Annotated in this window: 13 protein-coding genes and 1 pseudogene; 6 read left to right on the top strand and 8 right to left on the bottom strand. The window is 56.5% G+C overall.

Annotation, left to right across the window (positions count from 1 at the left end; translation table 11 throughout):
- Positions 1-22 precede the first annotated feature (22 nt).
- Positions 23-1,036 (bottom strand): GlxA family transcriptional regulator, encoded by a 1,014-nt coding sequence (locus tag FJW04_RS06250; RefSeq protein WP_246673732.1) that lies wholly within the window; start codon positions 1,034-1,036, stop codon positions 23-25.
- A gap of 424 nt (positions 1,037-1,460) precedes the next feature.
- Between FJW04_RS06250 and FJW04_RS06255 the strand changes: the two genes are divergently transcribed.
- The 4 genes from FJW04_RS06255 to FJW04_RS06270 all read left to right on the top strand — a co-directional run bounded on the left by FJW04_RS06255 (position 1,461) and on the right by FJW04_RS06270 (position 4,751).
- On the top strand, positions 1,461-2,276 hold the full coding sequence (locus FJW04_RS06255; protein WP_140713016.1) for a transporter substrate-binding domain-containing protein: 816 nt from the start codon (positions 1,461-1,463) through the stop codon (positions 2,274-2,276).
- Between the two features lie 91 nt (positions 2,277-2,367).
- A complete protein-coding gene (locus tag FJW04_RS06260; RefSeq protein ID WP_140713018.1) occupies positions 2,368-3,129 on the top strand; it encodes a class II aldolase/adducin family protein in 762 nt (253 codons plus the stop codon).
- Positions 3,130-3,352: 223 nt separating this feature from the next.
- A complete protein-coding gene (locus tag FJW04_RS06265) occupies positions 3,353-3,562 on the top strand; it encodes a hypothetical protein (RefSeq protein ID WP_140713020.1) in 210 nt (69 codons plus the stop codon).
- 496 nt (positions 3,563-4,058) lie between these two features.
- On the top strand, positions 4,059-4,751 hold the full coding sequence (locus FJW04_RS06270) for an antitoxin Xre/MbcA/ParS toxin-binding domain-containing protein (protein WP_140713022.1): 693 nt from the start codon (positions 4,059-4,061) through the stop codon (positions 4,749-4,751).
- 224 nt (positions 4,752-4,975) lie between these two features.
- On the opposite strand, the gene FJW04_RS06275 is transcribed toward FJW04_RS06270, so the two are convergent.
- Positions 4,976-5,158 (bottom strand): hypothetical protein, encoded by a 183-nt coding sequence (locus FJW04_RS06275; RefSeq protein WP_140713024.1) that lies wholly within the window; start codon positions 5,156-5,158, stop codon positions 4,976-4,978.
- Here FJW04_RS06275 and FJW04_RS06280 point away from each other — a divergent pair.
- Positions 5,151-6,296: a porin gene (locus FJW04_RS06280; protein ID WP_140713026.1), complete on the top strand. Its 1,146-nt coding sequence runs from the start codon at positions 5,151-5,153 to the stop codon at positions 6,294-6,296. The two genes, FJW04_RS06275 and FJW04_RS06280, sit on opposite strands and share 8 nt — an antisense overlap.
- A 270-nt stretch (positions 6,297-6,566) precedes the next feature.
- Here the strand turns inward: FJW04_RS06280 and FJW04_RS06285 are convergent.
- From FJW04_RS06285 to FJW04_RS06310, 6 genes and pseudogenes are all read right to left on the bottom strand, one after another.
- Positions 6,567-7,293, bottom strand: a pseudogene (locus FJW04_RS06285) (IS5 family transposase); the annotation flags it as partial.
- Between the two features lie 95 nt (positions 7,294-7,388).
- Positions 7,389-8,132 carry an amino acid ABC transporter ATP-binding protein gene (locus tag FJW04_RS06290; protein ID WP_210241299.1) on the bottom strand — a complete coding sequence of 248 codons (744 nt, stop codon included), beginning with the start codon at positions 8,130-8,132 and terminating at the stop codon, positions 7,389-7,391.
- Positions 8,133-8,168: 36 nt separating this feature from the next.
- Positions 8,169-8,888 carry an amino acid ABC transporter permease gene (locus FJW04_RS06295; protein ID WP_140713294.1) on the bottom strand — a complete coding sequence of 240 codons (720 nt, stop codon included), beginning with the start codon at positions 8,886-8,888 and terminating at the stop codon, positions 8,169-8,171.
- A 5-nt stretch (positions 8,889-8,893) separates the two neighbouring features.
- Positions 8,894-9,592: an amino acid ABC transporter permease gene (locus FJW04_RS06300; RefSeq protein ID WP_140713028.1), complete on the bottom strand. Its 699-nt coding sequence runs from the start codon at positions 9,590-9,592 to the stop codon at positions 8,894-8,896.
- A 108-nt stretch (positions 9,593-9,700) separates the two neighbouring features.
- Complete coding sequence (locus FJW04_RS06305) at positions 9,701-10,774, bottom strand: molybdopterin-dependent oxidoreductase (protein WP_210241300.1); 1,074 nt, start codon at positions 10,772-10,774, stop codon at positions 9,701-9,703.
- Between the two features lie 104 nt (positions 10,775-10,878).
- Positions 10,879-11,814 carry an NAD(P)-dependent oxidoreductase gene (locus FJW04_RS06310; RefSeq protein ID WP_140713032.1) on the bottom strand — a complete coding sequence of 312 codons (936 nt, stop codon included), beginning with the start codon at positions 11,812-11,814 and terminating at the stop codon, positions 10,879-10,881.
- Between the two features lie 599 nt (positions 11,815-12,413).
- On the opposite strand from FJW04_RS06310, the gene FJW04_RS06315 reads away from it, so the two are divergent.
- Complete coding sequence (locus tag FJW04_RS06315) at positions 12,414-14,171, top strand: extracellular solute-binding protein (RefSeq protein ID WP_140713034.1); 1,758 nt, start codon at positions 12,414-12,416, stop codon at positions 14,169-14,171.
- Positions 14,172-14,181: the final 10 nt, after the last annotated feature.

A 14,181-nucleotide genomic window follows, 5' to 3' on the forward strand; every position in this document is an offset into this window, starting at 1 on the left:
ACCGTGATCGGGAGACGGACCGTTACATGAAAGCTCTGACTTTGGAATTGGTACCGTGGGACTCGGATAGGAGCCGACGGTTTTCGTTTGCGTTGGACCTTCGGAGCGCCTGAGGAGTGACGCCGTTCACCTCGCGAAAACATTTTGAAAAGTGGGAAGCCGAGATGAATCCGCACCCGACGGCGATCTCGATGATCGGCATGTCCGACTGCACAAGGAGCAGCTTCGCACGCTCTAACCGCAGAAGCAGGTAGTACCTGCTTGGTGAGCAGCCGATTTCTCTTTGGAAGAGCCGCTCCATCTGGCGGCGCGAACGATCGACGAATTTTGCCAGGCTACTCATCGGGACGGGGTCACCGGCTGTCCGCTCCATCTCCTGTATCAGCTTTACGACTGTCGGGTTCGACAGTCGGCCGCCTTTCACAAAAGGAACCCGTTGCGCTTCTTCCGGACCTCGGCCACGTTCGATCAGTGCGTGTTCGCAAATCTGGGAGACGACCCCCGGTCCGAACTTTTGCCCGACGAGATACAGCATCATGTCCAGCGACGCCGAACTTCCTGAACAGGTCCAGATGCTATCGTCGATCGTGTAGATCGAGGTTTGGACGTCAACATCCATGAAGCGCTCACTGAAGCCTGGACGGAATTGCCAATGAACGGCACAAGACCTGTTGCTGAGAACGCCGGAACTGGCAAGAACCTGCGTTCCGGTTCCTAGACCAGCCAGCATCACCCGGTGATGCCGACATTCTCGGACCCAGGCTTCAAGGCCTCTCGTGCTGTGGTTGTCCACATTGTCTCCGGCGCAAACGACGACCATAGAAGGGCGCGAGCCGTTCAAAAGCGCCTTTCGCTCGGAGATGAGCGACATTTCGGCGAGCACAGCCGTACCGCAACTGGCAGTTACGGTTTCCTGCAGGTTCGAAGCCGTACGCCAGATATAGGCCTGATATCCGAGAGTTCGATTGGCGCGGTGAAGTATGCCCGCCGCTGACGCGAAAGCCAGCAAGTCGAACTCCTCCATGAGATAGAACACGATTGATATCGGTTCTGACTCGGTAGGCGGTCTGATAATTGGCTCCACCCGGAATTCTGCCTGCGTTTATTGCGCCAGTTCAAGATAGAAGTCCCCTTTAAAGGCTAAGCGCGATTCATCTTGCCGGGTAGTTCGAAAAAACCTGGGCATATATAGAGCAGGTTGATAGCTGGACCGGTCGATGCTTCGCCTTCGGATAGGCACGCGGTGCGACCGCATTCATCGCTGGGCGACAAACCACCCGCGCCGGAAGCTATCTTGTGGCCGGCTGTCTCGACCAGCTTCTAGCCACATCGTGATCGCCGCGATGTCCATAGTGAACTTCTTTCCGCTTTGCAGCAAAAAGCCGCAGATCAATTATGGGCTTGGCTGATACAATTTTTCCAGATCGTGAATTCGGGTTTCAAAAAGTGGGGATGAAAAAATGACTTTCGGTCCAAAATACATGCAGAAAATCGCGATAGCACTGATGGTTTGTGGCGCAACCATTTCCGGAGTCTTCGCTGGCGTCATGGAAGATGCCAAGCAACGTGGAAAGCTTGTATGTGGCGTCCAAGGGGTCACTCCCGGATTTGCCTTGCAAAATCCCACAACGGGTAAGATTGAGGGTTTGGAGCCTGAGCTTTGTGAAAAGATTGCTCAGTCTCTTGGTGTGCCGGTAGAGTACAAGCTGGTTGCTTCGGAAGCACGAATTGCGGATTTGCTCCAGGGCCGAGTGGATCTTCTCGCAGCAGCGATGACCTGGACGGCAGCTCGCGCCGAGCAAGTCGACTTCAGCGCGGTGTATTTCACTAACTACTTCAAGGTCATGGTCCGAAAGAATTCGGGGATCACTAATTTCGACGGCCTTCGCACCGCGCGTTTTGCTAACAATAAAGGTTCGCTTCTTGAAAAGGTAACTCGTGAGCGGTTCCCGGAGGCCACACTTATTTCCTATGATGGCAACCAGGCTTACGTCGCGATAGAGCAGGAATTGGTTGATGCCCTCGCGTCCGGCGAATTGTTCTTGCGAACCTTCCTGTCGAAAGCTGATAGCGCAAAATATGTCATCCTGGATGGCGATCTTGGTTATTCGAAAATCGGCTTCGCCGTTCGCAAGGGCGATCCAGCCTGGGTCGATCATCTCAACAAGGTTCTCGTCGACCTGGAAAAATCAGGTGAAGGCCAGAAAATGTACGACAGAACGATAGGACCGATCATGAAGGAACGCGCCTTCAAATTCGGTGATCCAATTAATTAAAGAGCAGGTCGCTCGAAATTTGGACAGCAATAGATGTGCAGAAGTTTTACTTGGAATCGGTGAGATGAATGATTCTAGGAAGGTTCTATAAATGGATGGACATACTATTGCGTCGCCCTCGGCGAGTCTCGACAAGGACTGGTGGCAACTTCGAACCGATCTGGCAGCTGCACATCGAATTGCGTCGGCACAGGAGTTGAATGAGGGCATATTCAACCATCTCACTGCATACTCAAAATCCAAGCCGGATCGCTTTCTTTCTCTGCCTTTCGGACAGCATTGGAGCGAGGCTGTTGCCAGTGAGCTTCTGGAAGTAGGCTTTGATGGCAGCACGCTGAAAGGCGATGGAATCGTCGAGTCGACCGCTTATTGCATTCATGCACCGATCCACCGCGTCCGTCCGGAATGCGCTGCGGTTTTCCATACTCACATGCCCTTTGCGACCGCTTTGACACGGCTGAAGGATCCCTCCCTCAAAGCCATCGGACAAATCGAAATAGGCTTTTTGAACGACATAGCGTACGATGAAAGCTATAATGGGAAAGCGACAACGCTAGACGAGGGCGAGAGGATGGCTCGAGTTCTCGGTCAGAAAAATGTCCTCTTTCTTGCCAATCATGGAATTGTTGTTCTCGGCAAGACCATCGCCCATGCCTACGAGCGGCTATACTATCTGGAACGTGCCTGCCAAATTCAGCTGTATGCGATGTGGACCGGCGCAGAGTTGCTCCATGTCCGACGGGAGATCATGGAATTGGTCAACGTGCCATCCGGCCACGACACCGGACAGATGCTTTTTGATGCGATGAAGCGCGTCTACCTGAACCCGACAAAGAAGCGCTTCGACGAATAAGCAGGCCGGATATCGGGAAGGCAGTATGTGTTTCGTCATACAAGTTTTCCCGGTATCCAGTTAAAAAAGCTGTCGAAAGTGATGCTGAATTAGCAATTCGCCTTCTCCGCACGGATCTGAGGGGACGGTGCGCGGCAGTGAAGATTCGAAATGGCGAAGTGCTCCGACATGTCGACCTCAGGGGCGACTGCGGCACGGTAGTGGTCGAACAGGCGCCATCAGTGTGGAGCAGGACTTTGCAGCGCTTTATTCGCGATCAGGCCGCAAATCCCGTCAGAGAAGCTCTGCAGGCGATGCTGCAGCAGATCTCTCTGCTCTCCGCTCCGCTGGTGAGACCATCGACGACGCGGCCTGCGATTATTTGGTCTTCCCGAAAGGCCGCGGCCGGTTGCTCAAGGACGGCATCGCGGCGAAGTTCCTGGACGCGTGCTGATCCTGCGCCTTGTCGTGGCTCCACGATGCTGCCGAGACTGCATACGCGGCGGCGTCAAAATTAGATTTGATCTCGCTCTGAGCGTCCGTTGGCTTTGACTTCAAGCGGATAGTCGCCGCCGGACTACGCTCGAGGCATTGATAAATCCCGACAGGGCAGGGCTTGTTGGATAACGTAGCCCGATCCCTAAGCCACGGCATAGGTAATGATCTTAGAGTCCGTTTGGGAATTGGTTCAATGGCTGTTGGGCATCAAAAGACTGCCCACGGCTACTTGGATCATGGCTGGGCGACGTCGATGTTCGTGGTCGCGCAGGCGCGGCGCCAGCGTACTAACCAGCCGAACGTTCATTCCACCATCTAACGCCTGAGCAGCGCCTTGAAGCCGGGGTCGGTATCGATACGGCGCATTACTTCGATGACGAAATCGTAGCCCATAATCACAATTCGATCGCGCGGCCAGTCAATTGGACTCTTACGCGGGAGGGGAACCACAGATGACAAAATCATTTGATTTTGGAAATGAACCTCGCCAGGACGAGTTTTCATGCTTGGTTGCAAAGGAAGTCCAGCGCGTTCTGGCTCAGTTCGCGGAAGTTATGAAGGGTGGGAGTTCAATCTCATTGCACATGGGGAAAGGCAGAGCCGCCGATTTGCTTTCTGCGACGCATCAACAAACCATTCATGACGATTTGACTGCCCTGGCCTCTGAATTTGTTCGCAGGCTCGCAGCCGAAGCAGCGCGACGTTGCGATGCGACCGCTCGCGAGACGGCTCCGCGCACGGCGCACACCGAGGGCGCACATGGGTGCGCAGTCCTAAAAGTGCGAGATCAGCAAAGCGATAGCCAGCGCATTGAAGACTGGGCGGGCGCGGTTGCGGGGCCAACATATCTGGAAGACCACTTCGGCATACCGCGATCGACATTGCATTGGTGGCAACGGCACAATGATGTAGTTGCGTTGCGGAAGGGCGCGCGCAAGCATGTGTTTCCCTTGGCCCAGTTCATCGACGGCAGGCCTGCGCCGGGGATACGACAAGTGCTCTCCTTGATTGCCAATCCCAGACCGGCGTGGATTTGGCTGACCTCCCCTTCACCTCGGCTTGATGGCCGAATTCCCATAGAGATGCTCCGGCAAGATCTGGCTGCAGAAGTCATCCAGGCTGCACGAGACTTTTCCTCGACATGAAGTCCAGCTGACTAAGCCAACTGCAAATCAATGCACTGCGGCAATCGGTTGGTCCCCTTGTGAGCCTGTGAAGGCTCTATTGAGGACCGCACGCGCCCCGACGCATTGCGCAATGTATTTTGCAATATCGTGCTGGCCGTCCAGCTTGTATAGTTTGTACAGTCTGAGCCAATTGTACAGTATATATTCGCTTTCGTGACATAAGAGCAACTGTTAATTTATATCTATCTTCTTACAGCACCATATATATTGAATTTTTCCATACCATGGATAGCGTCAAACTGCGAAAAGGCAGCGCGTCGCGCATCTTTTTCGATCGTGGGGAATGGGGAGGGATGCTGTCTTTCAGCAAAGAAGATGCCCTGGCCCTTTTTTTGATCTTTTTGACTGGAGATAAAAATGAACATCAAGAGCCTTCTTCTCGGCTCCGCTGCCGCCTTGGCCGCGGTCACGGGCGCACGCGCGGCCGATGCCGTCACCGTCGCCGAGCCGGAACCAGCTGAATACGTCAAGATCTGCGACGTTTATGGCGCCGGCTATTTCTACATCCCTGGCACCGAAACCTGCCTGCGTATAGGTGGCTATGTCCGTTACGACATCGGCGGTGGTGATGTCGGTTCGTTCGATGGTGCGAAGACCCGTGACGTGCAGGATGGCAGCGATCAGGCCACCTGGCGCAAGAACGCCCGCTTCAACCTGAAGACCTGGACCGGGCAGGAAACCGAGCTCGGCACGCTGAAGACCTATACGGAGACCCGCATCAACTTCGGCAACCGGAACAACTATTCAGGCCCGGATAGCCCGCAGAACTATGCCTACAATAAGGGCGTTACACTGAACTTCGCCTGGATCCAGCTTGGTGGTCTGCGCGTCGGTAAGGACGAATCGGCCTTCGATACGTTCATTGGTTACGCCGGTAGCGTCCTTAACGACACGCTGGTTCCCTACGGCAACTTCGACACCAACGTCATCCAGTACTATTTCGACGCTGGCAACGGCTTCTCGGCCGTGGTCTCGCTTGAAGAAGGCTCCGGCGTGGTCGGCACGATCGACAGCTACGTTCCGCATGTCGTCGGCGGCGTGAAGTACACGCACGGCTGGGGAGCCATTTCGGGCGTCGTCGCCTATGACAGCAACTACGAAGAAGTGGCCGGCAAGGTTCGTCTGGACATCAAGCCGATGGACAACCTGTCACTGTTCATCATCGGCGGCTACGGCACGGACGACAACTTGCTGGACAATGCCAACAACGCAATCGACGCCAGCGGCCGCGGCTTCTACAAGCAGTGGAGCGGCAACTGGGCAGTCTGGGGTGGTGGCACCTACACCATCAATGAGAAGACCTCGTTCAACGCTCAGCTTTCCTATGACGAAGGCAAGAACTTCGGTGTTGCCGCGAACATTGTCTATGAGGTCGTCAAGGGTCTCAAGGTCACTGCCGAAGTCGACTACCTGCATGTCGGCGAAGACACCGTGACCAACTGGACAAATGCCGACAAGCAAAACAACATCGGCGGTATCCTACGCTTCCAGCGCTCGTTCTGATGGATCGAAGCATTGATCCCTAAGCGCGCCCGTCGCATACGATTGGGTGCGCTAGACTCGCAGCTCAGCCAGCATTGGCTGAGCGGCGATATCAAAAGAAATGGCTTTTTGCGGCTCGCGCGAAATGCTTGATCCCGTGACCTCCCAGGGATCGAAGCGTGTCGCCGAAGCGAAGGGCGCCTTTGACCAAGGCGCCCTTCGTTCTAGTCTAAATGTACTCGTGCATTCTGACTGAATCGAAAGGATTGCCGTCGTGTAGCGAGGACTTGCCATAGCGACAGGGATCATGGCGTGAGAGACGTCGATACGCTTATCGTAGTCGCGCACGAGGCGGCGCCATCTCAGCGGCGGGGCAAGACTTCGAAGCCCTTCTGGTCGTTGGATCTGCGGATCATCTCTACCACGAAGTCCAGATAGGCGGCCTTGTCCATGAGGTTCAGCCGATCGTAGGCGCCATCGGCGAACAGATGCTTCACTCAGGGCCAGCGCTTGTGGATATCATCCAAGATCGCCTGAGCGCCGGCGCTGTCCGAGATATCGGCCGGCGTTAGGTTGACCATCAACAGGCGTCCATCCGTGTCGACGGCGATATGGCGCTTACGTCCGGCGATCTTTTTTCCGGCGTCGTAACCCCTTGTTCCATCTTGCGGAGCCTTGACCGACTGGCTGTCGATCACCGCCGCCGTAGGGCTCGCCTCGCGCCCAGCCCGCTCACGGTCCAGGATCAGGGCCGCGTCGTGGATGGTCTGGAACAGAAGCCGCCGCGCCAGCTCGCGAAACCACCCATAGTCCATCTGCCAGGGCCCGAAATGAATCGGCAGCATTCGCCGGCCGCACCCCGAACGAACCAGGTAACGCACCGCATTGCTCACCTCGCGAAATCAACCTCACGCAGACGCCCACGCCCAGGCTTGGGCATCAGCGGCGCGAACTGCTCCCACTTTTCGTCGGTCAAATCAGACGGGTAGCGCTTGGTCTTCTTGGCGATCTGGGCCATCCGGCTACGGCTCTGCTCTGTCCACCATCCAACGCTTGAATCATAACCCAGCCTCAGACCGAACGCCCAGCAAGTCGATTTTCAAAACAGCCTCTTTAGCGGTAGTGAGGCAGGATTTTCGAAAGAAAGTTCCGCACGCGTGGATTTTCCGACCGAATAAAATCGCCCGCGGCTGCGGATTCCACCAGCGCGCCACCCTCGAGAAACCAGACACGGTCGGCCATTGATGTCGCCAACCCCATGTCATGTGTCACGCACATAATGGTCATGTCGTCATCGGCTAATGAGCTGATGATCGACCTAACCTCGCCCGCCATTTGCGGATCCAGAGCACTGGTGGGCTCGTCGAACAAGAGTATGGCAGGTTTCATCGCCAAGGCCCGGGCGATTGCGACGCGCTGCTGTTCCCCGCCGGAAAGACCTGACGGACGGCGATGAGCTTTTTCCTTGAGGCCGACACGGGCCAGGAGTGCCAAGGCTTGGTCGGCAGCACTGTCCTTGGGCTGCCCCAGCAAGCGCCGAAGTCCAATCGCCACATTGTCGATCGCCGACAGGTGCGGGAAGAGATTGTATTGCTGGAAGACGAAGCCAATTCCGCACCGGAGCACATCCACATTGACCGTACGCTCAGCAACATCCTGCCCGTGCACAAGTACCCGTCCGCCTTGCAGTGTCTCCAGGCGATTGACCGTCCGGACGAGCGTCGACTTTCCCGATCCAGAGGGTCCGCACAGAACAATCACCTCATTCTTTCCAACCCGCTCGCTGAAACCAGCCAGCGCCGTGAAGTCACCGAAGCGCTTGTGCACCTGGTCAAAAACAATCGCTGCGTCTGACACGAAGTTGTCCGTTTCTAGGTTGCGCGCGCTTACAGATCACGCAAATTCAAAATTCTCTCGTCCAGTCAGGCCCGCTCCCCGCTTATTCTCGACCCGATTCTCCAACTTCTTCACCAGGTAAGAAAGCGAGAAACAGATCAAGAAATAAACGAGAGCGATAAGACAATAGATGCTCAAAGACTCCGTCACCAGGAAGGAGTCGACTTGCGTCGCCTGGAAAGTCAACTCATTCAAGGCTATGATAGAGCCGAGAGAAGACTCTTTGATAATGATCGTGAACTGGTTTAGAATTCCGGGAAGGACGTTGTACAACGCCTGCGGCAACACAACTTTCCGGGTGACGATGAACCACGACATCCCGAGGCTACGTGCGGCGTCTGTCTGGCCGGGCGGCAATCCCTCTATACCGGCACGGATGACCTCCGACAGATAGGCGGACTGGTAGATAACGATTGCTGCCAACAGTGTCCAAAAGGGCGTGATTGAAAAAGGCAGCAAGAGCGGCGACAGGAAATATAACCACAGAAGGAACGTCAAGATCGGCAGGCCGCGGACGACATAGACATAGCCGGTAGACAGCCAGAGCAACATGGGTACTCCGGAGGTGCGCGCCAACGCGATGCACACCGCGAACGGGAACGTGATGGCAAGACTCATCACCGCAATGACAATCGTGAGGACAAGTCCGCCTATTGGACCGTCGGGGAATTGACCCCAAAGCAGAAAGCTCCAGTGATCCTGAACGATCGTGAGCATCAAGCCTATTTCCTGTACAAAGCGGCATTGCGGGACGCCGCGGCAGCCAGGATCATGAAGGGAATGGTGACGGAGAAGTAGATTGCGCTGACGACGATAAAGACTTCGTAGATGCGGAATGTCTCGTTCTCGATCAGTCGCATCTGATAGGTGAGCTCTCCGACTCCGATTACTGCCGCGATGCTTGTGCTCTTGAATAGGTCGAGCGTATCGTTGATCAGTGCCGGCAAGGACAGGCGAAATGCCTGAGGCAAGATCACCCAACGCATAGACTGAAACCGACTGAAACCTATGGATCGTGAAGCTTCGAACTGGGTCCGAGGGATCGCGCGCAGCCCACTGCGGATGTCTTCAGCAATATAGGCGCCGCAGCAGAGCGAGAGCGCGATGACTGCATATGCCACTTCAGGCCTCCACGAATTAATGACGCTGGTGACAGACGTTGGCAGCGTGCGTGGGATTGCGAAATACCAAAGCATCAGCTGCACCAGTAGGGGAACGTTACGATGATATGCGACGAAGACTGCGACCAGCCACCGAAGCACCTTAGTGCGGTTGAGGCTCAAAACCGCCAAGATTGTCCCGACCGACATGGATGCCAGCCAACTCAACACGAAGAGGATAAAGGTGTATTGAACGCCGATGACGAATAGCTTGCCATAGTCACCGGTGACCACCGCCGAAAGATCGAATTGAGTGCCCATATATTGCTTCGCCTATCGGGGATCTATCGGTCCTGATCCATGAACTCGGATAAATTACTTTCGCAACGCCATCCCCATATTTCGGTGCTGGCGCCGGCTGATCTGTGATCATGCCACCACATCGACGCTGACAGACACGATCCGGTTGTTGCCATAGCCGAACTTGTTGTCGGCACTCGTCCATTCCTGGGTGCGCGCCGCTTCGTCGGTTGCCCGGGCGGCGATCTGATGCAAGCCGGTCGGGCCGTTGAATTCCACGGTCCCTGTCCATCGGGTCCAACCCCACCGGTCCTTTCCGGCGTCGAGCTGACACGGTGTCCAATTGCGACCGCGATCGATTGAGACTTCGACCTTCGCAATCCTCGACTCGCCCGCCCAGGCCAGGCCCTCGATGCCGACCTTGCCCTTTTCGACCACTTGGCGGTCGGAGGGGGACACGATCACCGAACGCGGCAGCTGATCCCTGACGACCGCGACCTGTTCACCTTCCAACGTCTGGAACGTATAGCGACGATGCTGCCAGAAACCGTCGAACTTTGCCTCGGCGGAAGGCTCAATGACGGCCGGCCACTTGACCCACCAGACGCCATACCATCCCGGCACGACCATCCGCGCGGGTCCGCCATGCAGAAATGGCAGCGGCTCGTCGTTCATGTTGATCGCGAGCAGTGTGTCGCCGTCGAGCACCTTATCGCGCGGCAATCCTTTGGCGAAGTCCGAATGCTCGTTCTCCGGCATTGTTAATCCCTGGTCGCCGCCACGAACGATCAGCGTCACGAAATCCAGCGGCATGCCGGCAAACTCCAGAACGTCCTTCAGTCTGGGTCCGCTCCATTTGGCTTTCCCTACCATACCGTGGCCAAACTGGGTGCCCGCGCGGGGATTCGGCAGGTAGCCGCGGCTCATACCGGCACATTCGACAATGGCAGTCACCGAGTGCAGGGGAAGGCTGCGCAGATCCTCAAGCGTCAGAACAGCCCTTTTTCTCGCGCCCTTAAGTTCCAGCTTCCAGGTCGATGCGTCGACCTCCGCCGGCGCATAATGATGCACGATGAAGAAATCCTCATTGCTCGTGATGCCGCCCGTCGGCGCTAAGCCTTCGGCCATCTGCGGTCTCTGTTTTGGATCGCGTGCGCGAACACGAAGCCTGCTTTGACGCTGCTGTGGATTGGCGCTGTGCATCATTGTCTTCCTCTGATTTTCCGAACCTTGCCGAACTCTGGCACCTTGCTAGATCGTTCCTCCACCAACCGGTCTGGCTTCGCGTGCAAGTCTAGTTGTCTGCACTAGTAACCGCGGTCGATATCGATGAGATTTCGTATCTGCGCGCCATCTATCAGCGCATCAATGTTGTCGAGCACGATCCGGCGCATCCGACCGCTGTTGGCGGAGCTTTCCCACGAAACATGCGGCGTCAGCCTGACCTTCGGATGTGTGTAGAAAGGATGGCCGCCCGGCAGCGGCTCGGGCTCGGTCACATCGAGCGATGCACGATCGACCGTACCGTCGTTTAGCGCCTTCAATAGCGCGCGCTCCTCGATAAGCCCGCCGCGCGCCACGTTAATCAGATGCATACCGCGACGTGCCGACGCCAGTACGCGGCTATCAACGAGATACCGTGTCTCAGGCGTCAGCGGACATGCCGGCACAAGATGGTCAGAAATCTCGGCCAACTCGCCAATCGAATCGACGATCAGGACACCTTTGGGCCGCTGTTCCCAGGGAGTGCGCTTGAACGCGGCGATGCGCATACCGAAGGCTCTGGCGAGGTGAGCAATAGCCTGACCGACCGCCCCGTAGCCCGCAATGCCGATCACGCGGTCTTCCACTTGGCCCATGGGAATATGCCGCCATTCCTCACTTCTGGTAATCCGCGCTTCGATGAAGCGCTTTTCGAAACCAAGGACTGCCGACATTACATATTCAGCCAGCGGCACCGAATTACTCCCGCGGGCATTGGCAACGTTGGGAGCGTGCAATAGCCATTCGGGATATCGGTCGATTCCCACAGTATCCATCTGCACCAGCCGCAGGCGTTCAAAGCCAGGCACCGGTCTGGCTGGCGCACCTTCCCAGCCTGACGGGGTCGTCAACAGTACGTCAATGTCGGACGGCCATTGCCAGCGTGGAGTGCCGACTGGCGGCGTCACAACCTTCGGCTTGGACCAATGTGCCAAGAGTTCGCGCTCCATCTCCTGACCCTGGTGGTTGAGAATGGTCAACACGTGCTAGCTCCTTCGTCAGACTGCCGAGCAGGTCGCTCGTAGGGTATTCCGGGCAAGCCCCGTGTGAAGCCGATCGAATGTGAAACGACTAACGGGTCTAGCGTGCGACCAAAGAGAGCGAGCGGCAATAAAAAGATTGGCCATTTTGATCACACGTCGCCCGGATTGGACAACGGCGAACAAGCAGGGGCGGAGTGCCGTAAGAGCCCGATAGTCTGCACTGGAACTGCTACAGCGCCATTAACGCCCGAACCGACGGAACGAACGAAGATATGGGCGGTCGCGGTCGCGGCGATCATTGGCCGCGACATCTATCCTCTCCGCAACGTGAGCATCCTGAATGTGTCGAAGCGCGAGTTCCGGACGGGGTAGGCTCAGGTCAATTCCTGAATTGGCACCTGAATAGGAAACGATTCTTTGACGAGCCGCCCTAACGGTGCAATATTTGGAATACCGTATCAACATTCAGAACAATGTCTCGATGGAAAGTCCTGCCGGCCGCATTGTCCTAGAAGAATGCTCCCGAAGTGAACATGCGGTCTTCGGACAGGAACATTTTCTAGGTCCAAGCCGAACGTGTGAGAGATGAGTATGCCATGAATGAGCTTGAGGTTTTACGCATCGTCACATTGATCGAAAAGGTTTATGGGGCCTTCGATCGCGCAATGCCCGATCGTGATGACCGGCCTTTCTGGAACACTGTCACGCATCTCGTGAGAAGCGAGTATATGAAGAAGACCGTGACTATTACTTCGTTGTGCAGCGTGACGGGCTTGCCCTACGCAACGTCTCGCCGGTTTATTCGGTCGCTAATCAGCCAAGGTCTCATCGTCCGGTCCGTGCGAGGCAAGTCGGAGAAGACACATTCTCTTCATCCCAGCGAAGGAATGATGAAGGCATTCGAGTCATACGCCCGCGAGATGAAGTCTATCTTCGCCGAAGCCATCGGCGCGCGTTGCCCAGGGGAAAGCGAGGACGAGTATTACTTCGGCGAAGCGCGGGCGTCGCAATTCGTTCCGCCGAACAAGCTGACAAGCGCTGCATTCAACCGCGGGGAACTGCAGTTCCTGGTGAACGATGACCCTTATTTCGCTGCACTGCGCAATGTCTGGACTGACTTCCGCAGCAATCTTGGGTCGACGAGTAGCTTCCACCCACATCAATGCGCGGAGATGAGGCGCGAGCTTATCGAGAACAGCAAGCGGGCGGTCTCGCGCTACGACATCGTCAGCGTCAACCTGTCCTGGTTGGGCGAACTCGCTGAAAGCAACGTGATCCAGCCAATCGCCGACCTGTTGGACCAGTCGGGATATGCCTCGTCCGTAGCCGACGCGGACATGAAAGCGCTCGGCCAGTGGAATGGCGAGAATTATGGCGTTCCGATCTACTGTAGCGTCAACACTTTTGCCGCGCGCTCGGACGTTTTCGAAGAGGCTGGGCTGAAATACCCGAAGACCTTCGACGAGGTGATCGCGGCCGGGCGCAAGCTTGCGGGACCGGGACGATACGGTATCGTTTGGGACGCCGGTCCTGGAACGCCAGTGGCGCAGAGCTTCATGGCTTTGATGGCCGCCGCGGGCGGCTCGCCTCTTTTGGCGCGTGGACCGCGCACCGGCCTTTTGCGCAAGCGACTTCAAGAGGAAGAACTTGCAGACGTGATAGTGTCGGATGCCGGTCATCGCACGCTCGGCTACATGCATCGTTTGGTCGAAATCTCGCCGCCGACGATCCTTAAATCCGCTTGGGACGATTCGCTTGATGTTTTCATGTCTGGCCAGGCCGCTATGGGCTACATATGGTCGATGCGCGCCACGCGACTCGAATACGACATCCGGTCCCTGATCAAGGCGCGCGTTAAATATCTGCTGCAGCCAGTTGCGTTCGGCGGAACACGCGCATCGCCGTTAAGCGGCTTCCTGTTGGCCATTCCGACGAACCTGCCGAAGGAACGCGCCCGACTTGCCATCGAAGCCGTCGGCTGGCTGATCTCCGCGAAATCCGACCACCAGCGAGAGCGTGGACTGCCAATGGCGCCGCGCTTTGCGACGGACTCGGAAATGAAGGCCAGCTCGAGGGTGCTGAGTTTCATCCATGACCTGGCCCAGAAGGGTCTTCTGCACACCCAGCACCGGCCTGCCACACCGAGATTTCCGCAGATCGAGGCCATACTTGGAGATGAGGTCCATGCCGCGCTCCGCAGGGAGAAAGACGATGTTAGCGCGTTGAACTCGGCCGCGCTGCGTATCTCCAGGCTTACAGAAAAGCCGAGAACTTTTCTCGATGTGCCGAACGGTCCCTTCCTGTCCGTTCGCGATCACGCAAGCGTTCGGCAAGGCGTAGGCTCGGCCCGGTAGGTAACGGCGC

Origin of the sequence: Mesorhizobium sp. B2-7-3 (assembly GCF_006440715.1) — a bacterium.
Lineage (GTDB): Bacteria > Pseudomonadota > Alphaproteobacteria > Rhizobiales > Rhizobiaceae > Mesorhizobium > Mesorhizobium australicum.